This window comes from Kocuria sp. U4B, from assembly GCF_054875615.1.
In genome coordinates, this window is the sequence record NZ_CM142180.1 from 3,460,602 (window position 1) to 3,473,983 (window position 13,382).

Sequence of the window (13,382 nt, forward strand, 5' to 3'; positions counted from 1 at the left end):
CTGCGGGCCCCCGCCGTCGAGACCCCGAACGGAAAGAGTTGTTATGTTGCGTTGGCTCACGGCCGGCGAGTCGCACGGCGAGGCGCTCGTCGGGATCATCGAGGGCGTTCCCGCGGGGGTGGGCCTGACGAGCCAGGACGTGCGGGACGCGCTGGCCCGCCGCCGGCTCGGGTACGGGCGCGGAGCCCGGATGAAGTTCGAGCAGGACGAGGTGCGCCTGCTCGGGGGCGTGCGCCACGGCGTGACCCAGGGCGGGCCCATCGCCGTCGAGATCGCCAACACCGAGTGGCCGAAGTGGCGCGACGTGATGTCCGCCGACCCCGTGGACCCGGACGTGCTCGAGGGCCGCGCCCGCAACGCCGCCCTGACCCGCCCCCGCCCCGGCCACGCCGACCTCACCGGCATGCAGAAGTACGGCTTCGGCGAGTCCCGGCCCGTCCTGGAGCGCGCCAGCGCCCGGGAGACCGCCACCCGCGTGGCCCTGGGCGTCGTGGCCGCGAAGCTCCTCGAGGCCCTCGGCGTGGGCCTCGTCTCCCACACCACCGCGGTCGGGGCCGTCAGCGCGCCCCTGGACGCCCCCCGCCCGCTGCCCGCGGACGTCGCCGCCCTCGACGCGGACCCGCTGCGCTGCTTCGACGCCGCCACCTCGGAGGCGATGGTCGCGGCCGTGGACGCCGCGCACAAGGACGGTGAGACCCTCGGCGGCGTCGTCGAGGTCCTGGCCTACGGCCTCCCGCCGGGGCTCGGCTCCTACGTGCACTGGGACCGGCGCCTGGACTCGCGGCTGGCCGCGGCCCTCATGGGCATCCAGGCCATCAAGGGCGTCGAGGTCGGCGACGGCTTCCTCACCGCCGCCCGCCCCGGCTCCGCCGCCCACGACGAGATCGTGCGCGACGCCGACGGCCTGGTCCACCGCGTCAGCAACCGCGCCGGGGGCATCGAGGGCGGCATGTCCATCGGCGACGCCCTGCGCGTGCGCGCCGCCATGAAGCCCATCGCCACCGTCCCCAAGGCCCTGCGCACCGTGGACGTCGCGACCGGCGAGCCCGCCCGCGCCCACCACCAGCGCTCCGACGTGTGCGCGGTGCCCGCCGCCGGCGTGGTGGCCGAGGCCATGGTCGCGCTCGTGCTCGCCGACGCGATGACGGAGAAGTTCGGCGGGGACTCGGTCGCCGAGACCCGGCGGAACAAGGACGCCTACCTCGCGGCGATCCCCGCGTCCCTGGCCTCCTCCGGGGAGCTCGGGGCCTTCCGGGCCGACGCCGCCGCGGCCGCCGGTGACCACATGGGCGACCCCCTGGTGGCCCCCGCCGGCCCCGAGGGGGCGCAGCCGTGAGCGCCCCGCTGCCCGGCGCGGCCCCGCAGCGGCCCGTGGTGCTCATCGGGCCCATGGCCGCCGGGAAGTCCTTCCTCGCCCTGCACATGGCCAAGTTCTACGGCTACGACTTCGTGGACGCCGACCAGGTCATCGTCTCCCGCTACGGGGTGATCCCGACGATCTTCGCCGAGCACGGGGAGAAGTACTTCCGGGATCTCGAGGCCGACACCATCGCGGAGGTCCTGCGCGACCCCGACCACGCCAACGCGATCTTCTCCGTGGGCGGGGGCGCCCCCATGACCCCGTCCGTGCGGGAGCTGCTGCGCCACGAGCTCGTCGCCTACCTGCACGTGGACGCCGGGACGGTCCTGCCGCGGATCAGCGGCAACCGCACCCGGCCCATGCTCCAGCCCGACCCGGAGCGGCGCTGGCAGGAGCTCTACGACGCGCGCCGCGGCTGCTACGAGGAGCTCGCCGACATCACCCTCGACGGCACCCGGGACCGGCCCGTGGCCGAGATCGCCGCCGACCTCGAGGCCGAGATCACCCGGCTGCGCGCCCTGCGCGCCCCCGGCACCACCCAGGAGGTCCAGTCATGAGCGAGTCCGCCCGCGGCACCGTCACCACCATCCCCGTCACGGGCGAGCGCCCCGGGGAGAACTACGAGGTCCTCGTGGGCCACGGCCTGCTCGGGGAGGTCCCGCGCGTGCTCGGGGACCGCGTCCAGCGGGTGCTCGTGATCCACCCCCGCGCCCTGCGCAGCACGGGCGACGTGGTGATGGAGCAGCTGCGGTCCCAGGGCTACCAGGCCTTCACCGCCGAGATCCCCGACGCCGAGGAGGGCAAGCACGTCCAGGTGGCGGCCTTCTGCTGGCAGGTCCTGGGGCAGAACGACTTCACCCGCTCGGACGCCGTCGTCTCCGTCGGCGGGGGAGCGGTCTCCGACCTCGCGGGCTTCGTGGCCGCGACCTGGCTGCGCGGGGTGCGCGTGGTGCACATCCCCACCACGCTGCTGGGCATGGTCGACGCCGCCGTGGGCGGCAAGACCGGGATCAACACCGCCGAGGGCAAGAACCTCGTCGGCGCCTTCCACCCGCCCGCGGGCGTGCTGTGCGACCTGGACACCCTGCGGACCCTGCCCGAGAACGAGCTGCTCACGGGCATGGCCGAGGTCGTCAAGTGCGGGTTCATCGCCGACGAGCGGATCCTCGAGCTCATCGAGGCCAACCCGCGGGCCGTGCGCGACGCGCAGTCGGACGTGGTGCGCGAGCTCGTCGAGCGCGGCGTGCGCGTCAAGGCGGAGGTCGTCTCCGGGGACCTGCGCGAGGCCGGGCGCCGGGAGATCCTCAACTACGGGCACACCCTCGGCCACGCCATCGAGCACAACGAGCGCTACCAGTGGCGCCACGGCGCGGCGGTGTCCGTGGGCATGGTCTTCGCCGCGGAGCTCGCCCGCACCGCCGGCAACCTCGCGGACGACGTCGTCGAGCGCCACCGCGCCGTGCTCGGCTCCCTCGGGCTGCCCACCACGTACCGGTGGGACCAGTGGCCCCGCCTGCTCGAGGTGATGAAGCGGGACAAGAAGACCCGCGGGAACCTGCTGCGCTTCGTCGTCCTCGACGCCGTGGCCCGGCCGCGGATCCTCGAGGTCCCCGACCCCGCGATCCTCTTCGCCACCTACCAGGAGATCGCCGAGGGCGCGCCCAGCTAGACTGGTCCGCGGTCCGGCGAGACCCACCGACCGCACCCACCGCCGACTTCGCAGACCGACAGAGAGAGAACCTGTGGCAACCACCAACGACATCAAGAACGGCACCGTCCTCAAGCTCGAGGGCAACCTCTGGAACGTCATCGAGTTCCAGCACGTCAAGCCGGGCAAGGGCGGCGCGTTCGTGCGCACCAAGCTGCGCAACGTCACCTCCGGCAAGGTGGTCGACAAGACGTTCAACGCGGGCGCGAAGATCGAGACGGCCACCGTGGACCGCAGCGACTACCAGTACCTGTACCAGGACGGCGCCGACTACGTCTTCATGGACAACAAGACGTACGACCAGATCACCGTGCCCGGCGAGGTCGTCGGCGACGCCGCGAACTTCATGCTCGAGAACCTCAACGCGACGATCGCGATGCACGAGGGCGCCCCCCTCTACATCGAGCTGCCCGCGTCCGTGGTGCTGGAGATCACCTACACCGAGCCGGGCCTGCAGGGCGACCGCTCCACCGGCGGCACCAAGCCCGCCACCGTGGAGACCGGCTACCAGATCCAGGTGCCGCTGTTCCTCGAGCAGGGCACCAAGGTCAAGGTCGACACCCGCACGGGTGACTACCTGGGCCGCGTCAACGAGTGAGCGCCCGGGGCAAGGCGCGCCGCCGCGCCGTCGAGATCCTCTTCGAGGCCGAGCAGCGCCACGAGGACGCCCGTGAGGCCATGGAGCGCCGCCGCCTGCACAGCGACGCGCTCGTCTCCCCGTACGCCGAGGAGCTCGTGCAGGGCGTGCTCGTGCGCCGCGGGGAGATCGACGAGTACCTGGAGACGTACTCCCAGGGCTGGACCCTGGAGCGCATGCCGGCCGTGGACCGCAACATCCTGCGCGTCGGCGCCTGGGAGCTGCTGTTCAACGACGAGGTCCCCGACGCCGTCGCCGTGGCCGAGGCCGTGAGCCTCGCCAAGGAGCTCTCCGGCGACGAGTCCCCGCGCTTCGTCAACGGCCTGCTGGGCCGGCTGCAGCAGATGAAGCCGACCCTGCTCGGCTGACCCGCGGCATCCCGGACACCCCGTGCTCCGCGCTCCCGCGCGGCGGCGCGGGGTGCTGCCGTCCCCGGGGCCGCGAGCGCCCCGCACGCCCCGCGGCGGAGGAGACGGGCGTCACCCCCGGCCGGGGCGGACCGGCCGGACGTGCTAGTTTGGGCGGAGCAAGCAACCTTTAAGTCCGTCCTGTGAGGCGGGGAAGGAGGCGGCACCCATGAACGACGGCACCTCCGTGGCCGGTCCCCCGACGGGGCCCGTGACCGCGCGCGTCATCCTCTCGGCAGCCGACATCGACCGCGCCCTGACGCGCATCGCCCACGAGATCCTCGAGTCCAACAAGGGCAGCTCGGACCTCGTCCTGCTCGGCATCCCGCGCCGCGGCTACCCGCTGGCCCAGCGGATCGCCGCCAAGATCGCCGCGACGGACCCCGGCTTCGACGCCGCCGCGAGCCTCGGCCAGCTCGACGTGACGATGTTCCGCGACGACCTGCGCAAGAACCCCGCCCGCACCCCCCAGCCCACCCGCATCCCGGTGCAGGGCATCGACGGGCGCACCGTCGTGCTCGTCGACGACGTCCTCTACTCCGGGCGCACCGTGCGCGCCGCCCTCGACGCCCTCGTCGACGTCGGCCGGCCCCGCGTCGTGCGCCTCGCCGTGCTCGTCGACCGCGGCCACCGCGAGCTGCCCATCCGCGCCGACCACGTCGGCAAGAACCTGCCCACCTCCTCCCAGGAGAAGGTGCGGGTCCGTCTCGCCGAGACCGACCCCGAGCCGCGCTCCGCCGAGCACGCCGACTGCGTGGTCATCGAGGCCCCCGCGCCGGGGGCGGGCGCATGAGGCACCTGCTCTCCACGAAGGACCTGTCCTACGACGCCGCCCTGACGATCCTCGACACCGCGGACCAGATGGCCGCCGTGGGCCAGCGCGCGGTCAAGAAGCTGCCCGCGCTGCGCGGGCGCACCGTGGTGAACCTCTTCTTCGAGGACTCCACCCGCACCCGCATCTCCTTCGAGACCGCCGCCAAGCGGCTGTCCGCGGACGTCCTGAACTTCTCCGCGAAGGGCTCCTCCGTCTCCAAGGGCGAGTCGCTCAAGGACACCGCGCAGACCCTCGCCGCCATGAGCGCCGACGCCGTGGTGATCCGCCACTCCGCGTCCGGCTCCCCGCAGCAGCTGGCCGAGTCGGACTGGATCGACGCCGCCGTCGTCAACGCCGGCGACGGCACCCACGAGCACCCCACCCAGGCCCTGCTCGACGCCATGACGCTGCGCCAGCACCGCGCCCGCACCGAGGGCCGTGAGAGCACCCGCGGCCTGGACCTCGAGGGCATGCACGTGGTGGTCGTCGGCGACGTCCTGCACTCGCGGGTGGCCCGCTCCGACCTGTGGCTGTTCACGACCCTCGGCGCCCGCGTCACCTTCGTCGCCCCGCCCACGCTGCTGCCCGTCGGGATGGGGGAGTGGCCGTGCCGGGTGCTGTTCTCCCTCGACGAGGCGCTGGACCCGGCCCCCGACGCCGTGATGATGCTGCGCGTGCAGCGGGAGCGCATGCACGCCGCGTTCTTCCCGACCGCCCAGGAGTACGCCCGCGAGTGGGGCTTCACCCCCGAGCGCCTCGGCGCGCTCGACGCAGCCGGCGCCTCCACCGCGATCATGCACCCGGGCCCCATGAACCGGGGGCTCGAGATCTCCTCGGCCGCCGCCGACTCCCCGCGCTCCACCGTGCTGGACCAGGTGCGCAACGGCGTCTCCGTGCGGATGTCCGTGCTCTACCTGCTCCTGGCCGGCGACGACCTCGACACCCCCACCGACCCCGCACGACTCCAGGAGCGCTGACCGCAGTGACCTCGTACCTCATCAAGGGCGCCCAGCTGCTGGGCGAGCAGACCGCCGACCTCCTCGTCGACGAGGGCGTCATCCAGCGCGTGGGCCCCGACCTGGCCGGCGCGGCCGGCGACGCCCGCGTCGTCGACGCCGCGGGGCTGGTCGCCCTGCCCGGGCTCGTGGACATCCACACCCACCTGCGCGAGCCCGGCCGGGAGGACGCCGAGACCGTGCAGACCGGCACCCGCGCCGCCGCCCTCGGCGGCTACACCGCCGTGTTCGCGATGGCAAACTCCGACCCCGTGGCGGACACCGCCGGCGTCGTCGAGCAGGTGCACGAGCTCGGCCGCGCCGCCGGCTGGGTCGACGTGCGCCCCGTGGGCGCCGTCACCGTGGGCCTGAAGGGCGAGCGGCTCTCCGAGATCATGGCGATGGCCCAGTCCCGCGCCGCCGTGCGGGTGTTCTCCGACGACGGCATGTGCGTGCACGACCCGGTGCTGATGCGCCGGGCGCTGGAGTACGTCAAGGGCTTCGACGGCGTCGTCGCCCAGCACGCCCAGGAGCCGCGGCTCACCGAGGGCGCCCAGATGAACGAGGGGACCGTCTCCGCCGAGCTTGGGCTCACCGGGTGGCCCGCCGTGGCCGAGGAGGCGATCATCGCCCGCGACGTCCTGCTCGCCGAGCACGTGGGCTCCCGGGTGCACATCTGCCACCTGTCCACCCGGGGCTCCGTGGACATCGTGCGCTGGGCCAAGCAGCGCGGCATCGACGTCACCGCCGAGGTCACCCCGCACCACCTGCTGCTCACCGACGAGAAGGTCCGCACCTACGACCCCGTCTACAAGGTCAACCCGCCGCTGCGCACCGACGAGGACGTGCACGCGCTGCGCGAGGCCGTGGCCGACGGCACGATCGACGTCATCGGCACCGACCACGCCCCGCACCCGGCCGAGGACAAGGAGTGCGAGTGGTCCGGCGCGGCCAACGGCATGACCGGGCTCGAGACCGCCCTGTCCGTCGTCCAGCTCACCCTCGTGGACACCGGGCTGCTGACGTGGCGCGACGTCGCCCGGATCACCTCCGAGACCCCCGCCCGGATCGGTCGCCTGGCCACCCAGGGCCGGCCGCTGCAGGAGGGGGAGCCCGCCCACATCACGCTGTGGGACCCGGCCGCCCGCACCGTCGTGGACCCCGCCCGCCACGCCTCCAAGGGCCGCAACAGCCCCTACCGCGGCATGGAGCTGCCCGGGGCCGTGCGCGCCACGTTCTTCCGCGGCCACCCCACCGTCCTCGACGGCGCGCTGCACACCCCCGCGCCCACCGCCTGAGCACCCCGCCCCGTCCGCTCCGCCCCTTCCAGCCCCCGGAGGCCCCGTCCCATGGGACCCGAACTCACCACCCTGGCCGCCACGCTGCTCGTGGTCGCGGCCCTGTTCGCCCTGATCCGGCGGGGGTGGGCCGCCCGCGTCCGGCGCCAGTCGGGGCTGGCGCCCCTGCCCGGGGTGCCGGCCGGGATCGAGGAGCGCACCCCGCGCCTGGCCGTGGCGGGCATGTACGTCTCCACCACGGAGTCCGGCGCCCCGCTGGAGCGGATCGCCGCCCACGGCCTCGGGGTGCGCGCCCGCGCCACCGTCTTCGTCTTCGACGACGGGGTGCTCTACGACCGGGACGGCACCCCGCCCCTGTTCGTGCCCGCCGCCGCGATCACGGCCGTGGGCACCGCGTCCGGCATGGCCGGGAAGTTCGTCGAGAAGGACGGGCTCGCGGTGCTCACCTGGTCGCTGGGCGGCACCCTGGTCGACACCGGCTTCCGCACCCGCCGCGCCGAGGACAAGGCGCGCCTGGTCGCGGCCGTCCAGGCCGTCGCCCCCGCCCGGCGGGCCTGACCGCCCGCCCCCGACTTCCCTGACCCGCAGCTACGAACGTGAGGACGACCTTGAGCTCGATCACCACTGACCCCGCCGTGTTCGTGCTGGAGGACGGCCGCGTCTTCCGCGGCCGCGCCTACGGCGCGCTCGGCACCGCCCTCGGCGAGGCCGTGTTCTCCACCGGCATGACCGGCTACCAGGAGACCATCACCGACCCGTCCTACGCCGGGCAGCTCGTCGTGCAGACCGCCCCGCACATCGGCAACACCGGCGTCAACGCCGCGGACGCCGAGTCGCGGCGGATCTGGGTGGCCGGCTACGTCGTGCGCGACGCCGCCCGCCGCCCGTCCAACTGGCGCTCCGAGGGCGCCCTCGACGAGCAGCTCGCCGCGCAGGGCGTCGTCGGCATCCAGGACGTCGACACCCGCGCCATCACCCGGCACCTGCGCGACCGCGGCGCGATGCGCGGCGGCATCTTCTCCGGCCCGGACGCGCTGCGCCCCGAGGCCGAGCTCGTCGCCGAGGTCGCCGCCGCCGAGCGGATGGAGGGCCGCGCCCTCGCCGAGAGCGTGTCCGCCCCCGAGGCCTACGTCGTGGAGCCCGCCGAGCACGGCTGGGGCGGCGAGGTCCGCCACGAGCTCGTGGCCGTGGACCTCGGGATCAAGTCCATGACCCCCCACCGCTTCGCCGAGCGCGGCGTGCGCGTGCACGTGCTGCCCGCGCACACGACCGCCGAGCAGATCCGGGCGCGGCGGCCCTCGGGCGTGTTCTTCTCCAACGGCCCCGGCGACCCCGCCACGGCCGAGCGCCAGATCGAGACCCTGCGCGGCGTGCTGCGCGCCGGGGTGCCGTTCTTCGGCATCTGCTTCGGCAACCAGCTGCTGGGCCGGGCCCTGGGCTTCGGCACCTACAAGCTCGTCTTCGGCCACCGCGGGATCAACCAGCCCGTGATGGACCGCCAGACCGGTCGCGTGGAGATCACCGCCCACAACCACGGCTTCGCCGTCGACGCCCCGCTCGAGGGCCCGGTGACGGCCCCGCTGGCGGAGTTCGGCCGCGTCGAGGTCAGCCACGTGTGCCTCAACGACGACGTCGTGGAGGGCCTCAACTGCCTCGACCTGCCGGCGTTCTCGGTGCAGTACCACCCGGAGGCCGCCGCGGGCCCGCACGACGCCTCGTACCTCTTCGACCGGTTCATCGCACTCATGGACACCTACCGGGACGGCTCCGCCGACCCGACCATCGACAACGCCGTTCCCCGCGGCGCGCAGGGCGCGCAGAGCGCGGAGGACGCACAGGAAGGGCAGCACTGACATGCCGCGCAGGACAGATCTCAACAGCGTTCTCGTCATCGGGTCCGGCCCGATCGTCATCGGGCAGGCCGCCGAGTTCGACTACTCGGGCACGCAGGCCCTGCGGGTGCTCAAGGAGGAGGGGATCCGCGTGATCCTCGTCAACTCCAACCCGGCGACCATCATGACCGACCCGGAGTTCGCGGACGCCACCTACGTGGAGCCCATCACCCCCGAGGTGGTCGAGAAGATCATCGCCAAGGAGCGCCCCGACGCGGTGCTGCCCACCCTGGGCGGGCAGACGGCCCTGAACACCGCGATCGCCCTGGACGCCAACGGCGTGCTCGACAGGTACGGGGTGGAGCTGATCGGCGCGAACGTCGAGGCCATCAACCTCGGCGAGGACCGCGAGCAGTTCAAGGGCGTCGTCGCCCGCTGCGGCGCCGAGTCCGCCCGCTCCGTGATCGTGCACTCCATGGACGAGGCCCTCGCCGCCGCCGAGGAGCTCGGCTACCCCATGGTGGTGCGCCCGTCCTTCACGATGGGCGGGCTCGGCTCGGGCATGGCCTACGACGAGGCCGACCTGCACCGCATCGCCGGGGCCGGCATCCAGTACAGCCCGACCTCCGAGGTGCTCCTCGAGGAGTCGATCCTCGGCTGGAAGGAGTACGAGCTGGAGATGATGCGCGACAAGAACGACAACGTCGTGGTCGTGTGCTCCATCGAGAACTTCGACCCCGTGGGCGTGCACACCGGCGACTCCATCACCGTGGCCCCGGCCATGACGCTCACCGACCGCGAGTACCAGAAGCTGCGCGACATCGCGATCGCCGTGATCCGCGAGGTCGGCGTGGACACCGGCGGGTGCAACATCCAGTTCGCCATCGAGCCGGACACCGGCCGCGTCGTCGTCATCGAGATGAACCCGCGCGTCTCCCGCTCCTCGGCCCTCGCGTCCAAGGCCACGGGCTTCCCGATCGCCAAGATCGCGACCAAGCTCTCCCTGGGCTACACGCTCGACGAGATCCCCAACGACATCACCCGCAAGACCCCCGCGTCCTTCGAGCCCACCCTCGACTACGTCGTGGTCAAGGTCCCGCGCTTCGCGTTCGAGAAGTTCCCGGCCGCGGATCCCACGCTGACGACGACCATGAAGTCCGTCGGCGAGGCCATGGCGATCGGGCGCAACTTCACCGAGGCGCTGCAGAAGGCCCTGCGCTCCCTCGAGCAGAAGGGCTCCTCCTTCTCCTACGCGGCTCCCGAGCTCGACGCCGCCGGCCTGGACGCGCTCGTCGACGCCGCCCGCACGCCCACCACGGAGCGGATCCACCAGGTCCAGCAGGCCCTGCTGGCGGGGGCGGGCGTGGACCGGCTCTACGAGGCCACGGGCATCGACCCCTGGTTCCTCGACCAGCTCGTGCTGCTCAACGAGGTCGCCGAGGTCGTGCGCCAGGACACCGACCTCACCCCCAAGACCCTGCGCCTGGCCAAGCGCCACGGGTTCTCCGACGAGCAGATCGGCGCCCTGGTCCACATCGACCCGGCCGTGGTCCGCGGGGTGCGCCACGCCCTGGGCATCCGTCCCGTCTACAAGACCGTGGACACCTGCGCCGCGGAGTTCGAGGCGTTCACCCCGTACCACTACTCCTCCTACGACGAGGAGTCCGAGATCCGCGGGCACGACCAGCCGTCCGTGATGATCCTCGGCTCCGGGCCCAACCGAATCGGGCAGGGCATCGAGTTCGACTACTCCTGCGTGCACGCGTCCATGGTGCTGCGCGAGGCCGGGTACGAGACCGTCATGGTCAACTGCAACCCGGAGACCGTCTCCACGGACTACGACATCTCGACCCGGCTGTACTTCGAGCCGCTGACCTTCGAGGACGTCATGGAGGTCGTCGACGCCGAGCGCCGCACCGGCGGGCTGCTCGGGGTCTTCGTGCAGCTGGGCGGGCAGACGCCGCTCAAGCTCGCCGCGCAGCTCAAGGCCGCGGGCGTGCCCATCCTCGGCACCACCCCCGAGGCCATCGACCTCGCGGAGGACCGCGGGGAGTTCGCCCGCGTGCTCGCCGAGGCGGGGCTGCGCCAGCCCCGCAACGGCACCGCCTCGACCTTCGCGGACGCCAAGCGGATCGCCGACGAGATCGGCTACCCCGTGCTCGTGCGCCCCTCCTACGTGCTCGGCGGACGCGGCATGGAGATCGTCTACGACGAGCCCGCCCTGGCGCGCTACCTCGAGAACGCCACCGAGGTCTCCCCGTCGCGGCCGGCGCTGATCGACAAGTTCCTCGAGGACGCCGTCGAGATCGACGTGGACGCCCTCTACGACGGCACGGACCTGTACGTGGGCGGCGTGATGGAGCACATCGAGGAGGCCGGCATCCACTCCGGCGACTCCGCGTGCACCCTGCCCTCCATCACGCTGGGCCCCGACGTCGTCGAGCGCGTGCGCGAGGCGACCCTGGCCATCGCCCGCGGGGTGGGGGTGCGCGGGCTGATCAACATCCAGTTCGCCGTGGCCTCCGACCTGCTCTACGTCATCGAGGCGAACCCGCGGGCCTCCCGCACCGTCCCGTTCGTCTCCAAGGCCACGGGGGTGCAGCTCGCCAAGGCGGCCGCGCTCATCGGGGTCGGCACGACGATCGCGCAGCTGCGGGAGCAGGGCCACCTGCCCGAGCGCACCGACGGGTCCACCCTGCCCGCCTCGGCCCCCGTGGCCGTCAAGGAGGCCGTGCTGCCCTTCGCCCGGTTCCGCACCGCCGAGGGCGCCGTGGTGGACTCCCTGCTCGGCCCGGAGATGCGCTCCACCGGCGAGGTCATGGGCCTGGACAAGTACTTCGACACCGCCTTCGCCAAGGCCCAGGCCGCCGCGAGCGTCTCCCTCCCCACCGGCGGGCGGATCTTCGTCTCGGTCGCCAACCGGGACAAGCGCGCGTCGATCGTCTACGTGCGGATGTTCCGCGACCTCGGCTTCGAGATCCTCGCCACGCGCGGCACCGCCGAGGTGCTGCGGCGCAACGGCATCGAGGCCACCGTGGTGCGCAAGATCCGGGAGGCCGCCGCGGGGGAGCGCACCATCGCGGACCTGATCACCGCCGGGGAGGTCGACCTGGTCTTCAACACCCCCGCCGGCGGGGAGGCCCGCGGCGACGGCTACGAGATCCGGGCCGCGGCCACCAGCGTGGGCGTGCCCGTGATGACCACGGTCTCCGTGCTCGGGGCCGCGCTGCAGGCCGTGACCGCGCTGCGCTCCTACACGTGGGACGTCACGAGCCTGCAGGAGCACGAGGAGCGGCTGCGCGCGATCCTGCGCCCCCAGGAGCCGGAGGTCGTCGGTGCCTGACCCGTCGGTGCCGGCCACGCCGAGCGCCGGACCCGGCCGCGCCCCCTTCGGCGCGCGGCTGGGCCGGGCCATGGACGAGCACGGGCCCCTGTGCGTGGGCATCGACCCGCACCCGGGCCTGCTGGACGCCTGGGGCCTGCCCCGCACGACCGAGGGGCTGCGCCGCTTCGGCCTCACGGCCCTCGAGGCCGCCGCGGGCCACGCGGCGGCGGTCAAGCCCCAGGTGGCGCTGTACGAGGCCTACGGGGCCGCGGGCCTCGCGGCCCTCGAGGAGCTGCTGGGGGCGGCCCGCTCCGCCGGGCTGCTCAGCGTGGCCGACGCCAAGCGCGGGGACATCGGCTCGACCATGGACGCCTACGCCGCGGCGTGGCTGGGGGAGGGCTCCCCGCTGGCGGCCGACGCCGTGACGCTCAGCCCCTACCTCGGCTTCGAGTCGCTGCGCCCGGCCCTGGACCTCGCCGCCCGCACGGGCCGCGGCACGTTCGTGCTCGCGCTGACGTCCAACCCCGAGGGCCGCTCCGTCCAGCACGTCGGCGGGGACGCCTCCGTGGCCCGCTCCGTGTGCGAGGCCGCCGCCGCCGAGAACGCGCGGCTGCTCGGGGACGCCGGTGCGCCCGGGACCACGGCCGCCGGGCGCGGTGCGCTCGGCTCGTGCGGGCTCGTCGTGGGTGCGACCGTCGGCGACGCCCTGGGCGGGCTCGGCATCGACCTCACCGCCGTGCGCGGGCCCCTGCTCGCGCCCGGCTACGGGGCCCAGGGCGCCCGCGCCGCGGACCTGCCCGCGGTCTTCGGGCGCGCCGGCGCGCAGGTGCTGGCCACCTCCAGCCGGGCGATCCTGCGCGAGGGCCCCTCCGTCGCGGGGCTGCGCGAGGCGGTGCGGCGCTCGGCCGGGGAGCTCGCGGAGGCCCTGGGCTGAGCCGCGGGGCGTCCCCCGCGGCTGATTTCCCTGGTCACGCCACGGTTGCGGTGGTTTACCATCCATCGTTAC

The 13,382-nt window shown here is 73.6% G+C and carries 12 protein-coding genes; all 12 read left to right on the plus strand.

The features are described 5' to 3' along the window. Positions 1-43 precede the first annotated feature (43 nt). On the plus strand, positions 44-1,336 hold the full coding sequence (gene aroC / locus ACYSMR_RS16070; protein ID WP_309125375.1) for a chorismate synthase: 1,293 nt from the start codon (positions 44-46) through the stop codon (positions 1,334-1,336). Further along, a complete protein-coding gene (locus tag ACYSMR_RS16075) occupies positions 1,333-1,917 on the plus strand; it encodes a shikimate kinase (protein ID WP_251332658.1) in 585 nt (194 codons plus the stop codon). Before aroC ends, ACYSMR_RS16075 begins: the two co-directional genes overlap by 4 nt. Then, positions 1,914-3,029, plus strand: coding sequence for a 3-dehydroquinate synthase (gene aroB, locus ACYSMR_RS16080; protein ID WP_251332657.1), 1,116 nt, complete (start codon positions 1,914-1,916; stop codon positions 3,027-3,029). Before ACYSMR_RS16075 ends, aroB begins: the two co-directional genes overlap by 4 nt. A 73-nt stretch (positions 3,030-3,102) precedes the next feature. Continuing rightward, complete coding sequence (gene efp / locus ACYSMR_RS16085) at positions 3,103-3,666, plus strand: elongation factor P (protein ID WP_251332656.1); 564 nt, start codon at positions 3,103-3,105, stop codon at positions 3,664-3,666. Then, positions 3,663-4,073, plus strand: coding sequence for a transcription antitermination factor NusB (gene nusB / locus ACYSMR_RS16090; protein WP_251332655.1), 411 nt, complete (start codon positions 3,663-3,665; stop codon positions 4,071-4,073). Before efp ends, nusB begins: the two co-directional genes overlap by 4 nt. 208 nt (positions 4,074-4,281) lie before the next feature. Further along, complete coding sequence (gene pyrR / locus ACYSMR_RS16095) at positions 4,282-4,905, plus strand: bifunctional pyr operon transcriptional regulator/uracil phosphoribosyltransferase PyrR (protein WP_251332654.1); 624 nt, start codon at positions 4,282-4,284, stop codon at positions 4,903-4,905. Next, positions 4,902-5,903, plus strand: a complete 1,002-nt coding sequence (locus ACYSMR_RS16100; RefSeq protein ID WP_251332653.1) for an aspartate carbamoyltransferase catalytic subunit — start codon at positions 4,902-4,904, stop codon at positions 5,901-5,903. The genes pyrR and ACYSMR_RS16100 overlap by 4 nt, the downstream gene beginning before the upstream one ends. A gap of 5 nt (positions 5,904-5,908) precedes the next feature. Further along, positions 5,909-7,219: a dihydroorotase gene (locus ACYSMR_RS16105; RefSeq protein ID WP_374238468.1), complete on the plus strand. Its 1,311-nt coding sequence runs from the start codon at positions 5,909-5,911 to the stop codon at positions 7,217-7,219. A gap of 51 nt (positions 7,220-7,270) precedes the next feature. Beyond that, positions 7,271-7,777: a PH-like domain-containing protein gene (locus ACYSMR_RS16110; RefSeq protein ID WP_251332652.1), complete on the plus strand. Its 507-nt coding sequence runs from the start codon at positions 7,271-7,273 to the stop codon at positions 7,775-7,777. Between the two features lie 50 nt (positions 7,778-7,827). After that, the gene (carA, locus tag ACYSMR_RS16115; RefSeq protein ID WP_309125373.1) at positions 7,828-9,072 is read left to right on the plus strand and encodes a glutamine-hydrolyzing carbamoyl-phosphate synthase small subunit; all 1,245 of its coding nucleotides are present in this window, start codon (positions 7,828-7,830) and stop codon (positions 9,070-9,072) included. Position 9,073: 1 nt separating this feature from the next. Continuing rightward, positions 9,074-12,394, plus strand: coding sequence for a carbamoyl-phosphate synthase large subunit (gene carB, locus ACYSMR_RS16120; protein ID WP_309125372.1), 3,321 nt, complete (start codon positions 9,074-9,076; stop codon positions 12,392-12,394). Then, positions 12,387-13,310, plus strand: coding sequence for an orotidine-5'-phosphate decarboxylase (pyrF, locus tag ACYSMR_RS16125; RefSeq protein ID WP_461746511.1), 924 nt, complete (start codon positions 12,387-12,389; stop codon positions 13,308-13,310). Before carB ends, pyrF begins: the two co-directional genes overlap by 8 nt. The last annotated feature ends 72 nt before the right edge of the window (positions 13,311-13,382 follow it).

Coding starts and splice junctions, on each gene's coding strand:
- pyrR (WP_251332654.1), top strand. CDS start 4,282: ATGAACGACGGCACCTCCGTGGCCGGTCCCCCGACGGGGCCCGTGACC.
- aroC (WP_309125375.1), top strand. CDS start 44: ATGTTGCGTTGGCTCACGGCCGGCGAGTCGCACGGCGAGGCGCTCGTC.
- ACYSMR_RS16110 (WP_251332652.1), top strand. CDS start 7,271: ATGGGACCCGAACTCACCACCCTGGCCGCCACGCTGCTCGTGGTCGCG.
- ACYSMR_RS16100 (WP_251332653.1), top strand. CDS start 4,902: ATGAGGCACCTGCTCTCCACGAAGGACCTGTCCTACGACGCCGCCCTG.
- carB (WP_309125372.1), top strand. CDS start 9,074: ATGCCGCGCAGGACAGATCTCAACAGCGTTCTCGTCATCGGGTCCGGC.
- aroB (WP_251332657.1), top strand. CDS start 1,914: ATGAGCGAGTCCGCCCGCGGCACCGTCACCACCATCCCCGTCACGGGC.